This window comes from Rickettsia endosymbiont of Culicoides newsteadi, assembly GCF_002259525.1.
GTDB lineage: Bacteria > Pseudomonadota > Alphaproteobacteria > Rickettsiales > Rickettsiaceae > Tisiphia.
The window spans coordinates 1-7,379 of the sequence record NZ_MWZE01000056.1 but is presented as its reverse complement, the minus strand read 5'-3'; the positions used below and the strand labels follow the sequence as shown (position 1 = coordinate 7,379).

The following is a 7,379-nucleotide window of genomic DNA, read 5'->3' as shown; positions in this document are numbered from 1 at the left end:
CATAGTTTTAGTAGTAAGACCATTTCTCCGGTTATTCCCTTGTTCTAAACTATTTTCCAGTAAGTGACAATCCATTTCACTTTCTAGGGCAAGTTGTGTAAAATCTTTAACTAATGATGTTAGCAGTCCACCTGCACCAAGTAGCGGTTTACCTTGGTATAATCCTTGAATGATTTCTATACATTTATCTTGATTAAGTATTTGCGATACTTGGTCTAGTTGAATTGGTTTCATTGGTTTGCTCATGTCAAATTTCCTATTATTTTATGCGAAGAACATGTGGATAAGTTGATAGTAACTTATCCACATTCTTCGCTATTTACAACATCAATAATCTTTATTTTATACATTTAAAAGATTATTTTTTCAACTTGACACAGTTTGACGAACACTCCCTTTTTTTCTATTTTACTTCTTAGTGGTAGCCTATTTGTGTATTATAATATTCCTTAAATATAAAATATCTTACTAACTATGGTACAATTTGTTACCTTATCAGGTCTTTCAGAATATGAAGATACGGTAAAATTAATGGAAGATAAGGTTGCTAGTTTAATTAATAAATCCTCGAAAGAGGTTGTTTATTTAGTTGAGTATAAGGATATCTATACCGCAGGTACTAGTTTTAAGGCCAATGAATTGCTAGACCCTGGAGATATACCAGTAATTTATACTAATAGGGGGGGGAAGTTTACTTACCACGGTAGCGGACAAAGAGTTATATATCCTATTGTTGATTTAGCATCAGAATGGAGACAAAAAGATTTAAAGCTATATATTAAATTATTGGAAGAATGGATTATAAATAGCCTGTTATATTTTGGGATCAAAGCTTTTACTATTAATGGTATGGTAGGAATATGGGTAAAAGAAAACGGTGTACCGGCAAAGATTGCCTCAATAGGCGTTAGGGTTAGAAAATGGATTGCATATCATGGTATTGCTGTAAATATTTCAACAAATCTTGATATGTTCTCCGGAATTATTGCTTGTGGGTTAAGGGATGTACCGGTAACCTCGTTAAAGAAACTTGGTGTTGATATAACGTTAGAGCAATTTGATGAAGTTATTAAGGATAAATTTTTTGAGATTCTAGATAGAAAATGAAAATATTAAGTGTACTATTATGAGTTCAATTTATCATATACTCGATAAGGTTCCTGCTATCTATCCTGAAGATATGCAGATAGAATATGAACAATTAGCTCGGCAATTAATTAAATCGGGTAAACTTAGAATAGATACCGATAATAGCTGCAATTTTGCAAGATTTTCTGATCCCAAATTCAATATTAGTTTGATGGTAAGTAAGGAAGAAATAACAGACCCAGATTTAATTGAACAAACTAATCAGTTATTTAGGTCTTTATATAAATCTTCTATATCCGATAAAAAATTGGCATTGATTTATACAGATTTGAAAAAACAAATTCAAAAATTACAACCAGTTAACCCATTAGTTACTGAAAGATTAACAAGGATTTTTGTTCAGTCAGCCCATCCTATAGTTATTAGGTGGTTACTGCATGATCAGGTTCAAGTATTTATTACTTACTCCCATAATATTGGCGATATGATGGATATAGTTGATTGGCAACGTTCTGGCTCCAATAGTGGTATGCAAAGTACTGACGGCAAGAATGTTGCAGTCTTTGTGTCCTGTGGTGGCAATCCATTTGCTGAAAATGATGAAACTCATCCAACTTATGGTGATGGATGGGCAGCAGTTGCTAGGTTACAAATTATAGCTGGGCAAGAACTCGGGCATTTTGCCGATATTAAAAGAGATGTGAGTGGTCGTCAAATAAGTCGTCATTCAGCAAATTTCTCTGGAACAAAAGCAACGCCTCATGTAAAACAGGCGAGGAAGGATGATATTACTAATTGTAATAAATTATTAGCTAATCTTCTCTCGATGGGGATGAGGCAAATGATTAATTATGAAGAGAAGGTAGAATTTTATAATAAGAACAAGGTTCATGGCATAAGGGTTTATTGGGCAAGATTACTTGCATTGATCTATAGACAGAAATTTTTATTTTCTGTTTATAGGAGAAAATTACTTTTTATTAAGAGGTTCGCAAAAGAACAATATATGGGACTGATGATTAGAGCTATGATCGAAGATATGAAGTTTAATTTGGCACCAGTCGCAGATGTTTATAAGAGTAGCGACCCTGAAGTCGAAGAAACAATTGCTTGTATAGAAGCTCTAGCCAGAGTACCTCAACAGGTTATGAAATGGGGATATTTAACAACTATGGAAACAATGAAAGGATTATATAAAGTATATTACTATGAAGTTATACCCTCTTTAATTTCTAATTATGTATCAATGACTAAACAAAGCTACAAACGTGATATGTCAAAGCCGCGATCTCTAGCTAATTTTCTTCATAAAATAAACATATTTAGAGAAAAAAAGTTAATATTTAAACAAATCAGGGAGATATAATGGAATAGTTATCGCAGGCAATTTCCTAGCTTCAACGCATCCTTGCTATTTAAAGGTTCTTGCTACGTTATGTTCTAAATTTTAATAGTTTACATATTGTAGCGGATCAACAGCTAGCTTTCCCTGGCGAATAGCAAAATGCAGCTGAGGGTATTCGGCATCTCCAGTACCCCCTACATGTCCTATTACTTCTCCTTGTGAAACTGTTGCTCCTTTTTGAACAATTAGGTCTTGTAAATAAGCATAAGCAACATAAAGGTCGCTGTTATCTAATTTTACTATTAGTAAATTACCAAACTTTGTATCATTGCCTGCAAACATTACTTTACCTGAGGCAATAGATTTTACATTAGCGCCTTCTTTTGCAGCAATATTAATCCCTTTGCTTTTTCCTTTAGATGTTTGTTCACCAAATTTGATAGTAATTTTACCATCAATTGGTTTGATAAAATTTGTCGCATTTTCCGTTTCTCTTATAGTGCTTTTTCTTATTGATCTTTCTTGATTTTTTTTATTTAACAGCTCAGTATTAACTTTTATCATGATAATTTGAGATTTGCTAAGATGGTATGGGGCAGACATGTTATTTAGCTCAGCTAATTGCTCAACCGTTTGACCATACTCATTGGCTATCGATTCTAACGTTTCTCCTGATTGAACCTCACGATAGATTATCTTATTATCATCTAGTTTTACTTTTGGGACTATTATTATATCGTCCTGATTTTGAGGCTTTATAGCATGGCGTTCCTGTAAGAAACCAGTTGGAGCATCAAACTCTTTTTCTTTCTCGTCAATCTCTCTACCTATTATTTCGCCTTCATCACTTTCTGATATATGGTTATTTTCAGAATATGTGGTAGTTGGTGGTTTTGTAGTTGTAGCTTTTTGGGAAAAATTCTTTCCACGATTATATTCAATAGGAGCTGGAAGTTGAGTAGCACATCCAGAAATCATAAATATTACAAAATAGATAAAAAATATATTGTTTTTCATAACTAACCAAAAAATTTGCAATTTTATTATGCAATAAACTAACTTTAATGTACAATTAATTTTAGTATTTTTTTTACCAAGATTACGTAATTATGAAAACTTACAGCATTCTAATAGCCAGTGATCACTCAGGATTTTCACTCAAGAATAAAATTATCAGTTATTTAAACAATAAAAATATATCTATCCTTGATTATGGTACTTATAACCAAGAAGCAGTCGATTATCCAGATTATGCTAAAAAAGTTGTTGATGGAATTTTAGAAAATAGAGCTCCTTTAGGAATTTTAATTTGTGGAACTGGTATAGGTATGTCAATTGCTGCAAATCGTACATCTGACATAAGGGCTGCTTTATGTTTTGACTTATTTATGGCAGAAAGATCAAGAGCCCATAATGATGCTAATATAATAGTGTTAGGAGCTAAGATACCAAACGAAGAATTGGCATGTCAAATGGTCGATAAATTTTTAACCACTAAATTTGAAGGTGGGAGACATAGTACTAGATTATCAAAAATAAACTAGGAGGTATATATATAGTCAATTCAGGAGAATTTGGGGCTAGGAACGATGGAGCAATGCCTATAAGTAATAGGCGAGCGACGAGTGATGACGTCACCAACTTCTCATCAATTAGTATTTAGCCTCATCGTCATTGCGAGAAGCTACTTTAGTAGCGACGAAGCAATCTAATGAATGTGGATTGCTTCGTCCACTACGTGGTCTCGCTAATAGCGTTTTGCACTTTTCCGAAATTTTTAAATTGTCATGGGGTTTATGCGTAAGGTGAATTATTTACATAAATTACTCATTAATAATTAAAAAATTTTCTTTTATCCCTTGAACTGTTACAAAATCAAACATATATAGAATACACAATGTGTAAGTATTAATTTTATGGAGGTAAGAATGTCTTTTAGACCGTTACATGATAGAATTGCGGTAAAACCAATTCAACAAGAAGAAAAAACACTCGGGGGAATTATTATCCCTGATACAGCTAAGGAAAAGCCTATGCAAGGGGAAGTAATAGCTGTAGGAAAAGGAGTGAGAGGGGAGAATGGTACTATCCACTCATTAGAAGTTAAAGTAGGCGATAAAGTACTATATGGCAAATGGGCTGGTACTGAAGTTAAAGTTGATGGTTTAGATATGATAATCATGAAAGAAAGTGATGTCATGGGCATAATTAGTTAATAATTTATCTAAATTATTATAAGAATTATTTAATTTGTAAGGAGAATATAATATGGCAACAAAATTAATAAGACACGGCTCAAATGCACGTGAACAAATGCTAAGAGGTATTGATATTTTAGCTGATACCGTAAAAGTAACATTAGGTCCAAAAGGTAGAAATGTTGCAATTGAACAGTCATTCGGAGCACCAAGATTAACCAAAGACGGTGTGACAGTGGCAAAAGCCATTGAACTAAAAGACAAAGCCCAAAATTTGGGAGCCCAATTAGTAAAATCTGTGGCAAGTAAAACATCTGATGTTGCTGGTGATGGAACAACTACCGCAACTGTTCTAACTCAAGCAATAGCAAGGGAAGGTAACAGATCGGTAGCAGCTGGCTTGAATCCTATGGATATAAAACGTGGTATAGATTCAGCCGTTAATTTAATAGTTGAAGAAATTAAGAAAGCTAGTAAGAAAATCAGCAGCCAAGAGGAGATTGCTCAAGTTGGTACTATTTCATCAAATGGTGATAAAGAAATTGGTGAAAAAATTGCCGTAGCAATGGAAAAAGTTGGTAAAGAAGGGGTAATTACCGTTGAAGAAGCTAAGAATTTTAGTTTTGAAGTAGATGTAGTTGAAGGTATGATGTTTGATAGAGGTTATCTATCACCATATTTTGTTACTAATTCCGAAAAGATGGTAGCTGAATTAGAAAATCCTTTTATCTTATTATTTGAAAAGAAATTATCAAATTTACAGCAAATGTTACCAGTGCTTGAAGCCGTAGTGCAATCAGGACGTCCTTTATTAGTAATTGCTGAAGATGTAGAAGGAGAGGCGCTTGCTACCCTGGTAGTGAATAAATTACGTGGTGGGTTAAAAGTTGCTGCAGTTAAAGCTCCTGGATTTGGCGATAGAAAAAAATTCATGATGGAAGATATCTCTATTTTAACAGGTGGTCAGCTTATTAGTGAAGATCTTGGTATGAAGCTTGAAAATGTTAATATCAAAATGCTAGGTACTGCTAAAAAAGTTACTATCTCCAAAGAAAATACTGTCATAATTGATGGTGCTGGTAGTAAGGCAGATATCGCAGCTCGTTGTTCTCAAATTCGAGCACAAATTGATGAGTCTAGTTCAGATTACGATAAAGAAAAATTACAAGAGCGTTTAGCTAAACTTGCTGGTGGCGTAGCTGTCTTAAAAGTTGGTGGTGCTACTGAAGTTGAAGTAAAAGAAAGAAAAGATCGTGTAGAAGATGCTTTGCATGCTACTAGAGCTGCCGTGGAAGAAGGCGTTGTTGCTGGTGGCGGTGTTACTCTTTTCTATGCGGCAAGAGCTTTAGAGTCACTAAAAAGTGCTAATGAAGATCAACAGGCTGGTATTAACATCGTTAAGAAGGCTCTGCAAGCTCCAGTAAGACAAATTGCAGAGAATGCTGGTATGGATGGAGCTATTGTAGTTGGGAAACTTACTGATAGCAAAGATAAAAACTTTGGCTTCAATGCTCAAGATATGACTTATGTTGACATGATTAAAGCTGGTATTATCGATCCAACTAAGGTCGTGCGTACTGCTTTGCAAGATGCAGCATCAGTTGCTTCTTTGATTATTACTACCGAAGCATTTATTATTGATGAACCAGCTGATAAGGATGAATCTGCTATGCCACGTGGTGGTATGGGTGGCATGGGAGGTATGGACTTCTAACCGCTTCTTCCCATATTATAAGTTCTAATGTCACCCTTACCCTTCGTAGGGGTGACAACCATAACTGTTGAAAGTTAGAAGAATCAGTTTTAGACCGGGTAGTTTAAAAGTCGTATGTGGTCAACGTCATTGCGAGCTGATGTATCCCCACGAAATTGTTGCAAAATAACACGAGTTGCCAATTAATTGATTTTAGTAAACCCTAGACTTCACAAGGTTTGAAGAACATTTAATCAGGTCAAAAAATGCAATAAATTCTCAAAATTAGAAATTTTTTAAAATACATAGCGTTTTGATTATACTTTTCACGTGTCAAATAGTTCGTAAACTGCTTGACATCTAGGTTTTATGAGCTAACTTAATTGGCAACTCGCGTAAAATAGCAAGAATTTCGTGGGGATACATCAGATTGCGAGGAGCCGCTAAAAGCGGCAACGCGGCAATCCATTGTTGTGTCACCCCTGCGTAAGCAGGGGTCTAGATTCCCGTCTACGCGGGAATGGTAAACTAGATGGATGATTTAAATATCTCTTTATTTTTGATAGCTAAATCAATGGAAAGATCAAAAAGCTATATTGTTCATAAAGCAATTGAAAGCTACATTAAAGAGCAATTACAAGATATAGAGGATGCTGAAGATGCTTTAGCCAGAATGAAAAATCCAAATAGGAAATTTTATACTTCTGAAGAAATGAAGCAAAAATTAAAAGAAAGATATCGTGCAGAGCCTAGTTTATAAGGCTAAATGGGAAGATACAGCTGATACGGATTTAGCAAATAATTTAGTAATTATAAATAAAATAGGGCATAGAAGTAATATTTATTAGAAAATACCACTATATTCTGTGTAGAATAAGAGAACGTTCGCTGAGCTGTGTCAGTATAGAATATCATAGTCTAAAATTCAACCTATCAGGGAAGAAAATATCTAGCTGGGAAACGGTTACCGCCCAATCTGGGATTGGCATATTCCACTTTGCTGTAATCTGTTTTATAGCACAAAAAACCAATTTGAACAAGGCATTTTCACTTG

8 protein-coding genes and 1 pseudogene are annotated in these 7,379 nt (G+C 34.3%); 6 read left to right on the top strand and 3 right to left on the bottom strand.

Going from position 1 to position 7,379, the window contains the following annotated elements; genetic code table 11:
* On the bottom strand, positions 1-246 hold a 246-nt coding region (locus RiCNE_RS04680), incomplete at its 3' end, for a hypothetical protein (protein ID WP_410525741.1).
* 228 nt (positions 247-474) lie between these two features.
* On the opposite strand from RiCNE_RS04680, the gene lipB reads away from it, so the two are divergent.
* Positions 475-1,107 (top strand): lipoyl(octanoyl) transferase LipB, encoded by a 633-nt coding sequence (lipB, locus tag RiCNE_RS04675; RefSeq protein WP_094649446.1) that lies wholly within the window; start codon positions 475-477, stop codon positions 1,105-1,107.
* A 19-nt stretch (positions 1,108-1,126) separates the two neighbouring features.
* Positions 1,127-2,455 carry a DUF2748 family protein gene (locus tag RiCNE_RS04670; RefSeq protein WP_094649445.1) on the top strand — a complete coding sequence of 443 codons (1,329 nt, stop codon included), beginning with the start codon at positions 1,127-1,129 and terminating at the stop codon, positions 2,453-2,455.
* Between the two features lie 81 nt (positions 2,456-2,536).
* Here RiCNE_RS04670 and RiCNE_RS04665 read toward each other — a convergent pair whose 3' ends face one another.
* Entirely contained in the window at positions 2,537-3,451 is a 915-nt protein-coding gene (locus RiCNE_RS04665; RefSeq protein WP_094649444.1) for a LysM peptidoglycan-binding domain-containing M23 family metallopeptidase, read from the bottom strand.
* Between the two features lie 92 nt (positions 3,452-3,543).
* On the opposite strand from RiCNE_RS04665, the gene rpiB reads away from it, so the two are divergent.
* From rpiB to RiCNE_RS04640, 4 genes are all read left to right on the top strand, one after another.
* A complete protein-coding gene (gene rpiB / locus RiCNE_RS04660) occupies positions 3,544-3,978 on the top strand; it encodes a ribose 5-phosphate isomerase B (protein ID WP_094649443.1) in 435 nt (144 codons plus the stop codon).
* 384 nt (positions 3,979-4,362) lie between these two features.
* The gene (locus RiCNE_RS04650) at positions 4,363-4,650 is read left to right on the top strand and encodes a co-chaperone GroES (RefSeq protein WP_094649442.1); all 288 of its coding nucleotides are present in this window, start codon (positions 4,363-4,365) and stop codon (positions 4,648-4,650) included.
* A 52-nt stretch (positions 4,651-4,702) separates the two neighbouring features.
* Positions 4,703-6,346: a chaperonin GroEL gene (gene groL, locus RiCNE_RS04645; RefSeq protein WP_094649441.1), complete on the top strand. Its 1,644-nt coding sequence runs from the start codon at positions 4,703-4,705 to the stop codon at positions 6,344-6,346.
* Between the two features lie 511 nt (positions 6,347-6,857).
* Entirely contained in the window at positions 6,858-7,085 is a 228-nt protein-coding gene (locus RiCNE_RS04640) for a ribbon-helix-helix domain-containing protein (protein WP_094649440.1), read from the top strand.
* A 151-nt stretch (positions 7,086-7,236) separates the two neighbouring features.
* Here RiCNE_RS04640 and RiCNE_RS08585 read toward each other — a convergent pair.
* A pseudogene (locus RiCNE_RS08585) lies at positions 7,237-7,379 on the bottom strand (IS256 family transposase); the annotation flags it as partial.

Bases quoted from the DNA above. Each gene is read 5' to 3' on its own strand.
- lipB (WP_094649446.1), top strand. From the start codon at position 475: ATGGTACAATTTGTTACCTTATCAGGTCTTTCAGAATATGAAGATACG.
- RiCNE_RS04670 (WP_094649445.1), top strand. From the start codon at position 1,127: ATGAGTTCAATTTATCATATACTCGATAAGGTTCCTGCTATCTATCCT.
- RiCNE_RS04665 (WP_094649444.1), bottom strand. From the start codon at position 3,451: ATGAAAAACAATATATTTTTTATCTATTTTGTAATATTTATGATTTCT.
- rpiB (WP_094649443.1), top strand. From the start codon at position 3,544: ATGAAAACTTACAGCATTCTAATAGCCAGTGATCACTCAGGATTTTCA.
- RiCNE_RS04650 (WP_094649442.1), top strand. From the start codon at position 4,363: ATGTCTTTTAGACCGTTACATGATAGAATTGCGGTAAAACCAATTCAA.
- groL (WP_094649441.1), top strand. From the start codon at position 4,703: ATGGCAACAAAATTAATAAGACACGGCTCAAATGCACGTGAACAAATG.
- RiCNE_RS04640 (WP_094649440.1), top strand. From the start codon at position 6,858: ATGGATGATTTAAATATCTCTTTATTTTTGATAGCTAAATCAATGGAA.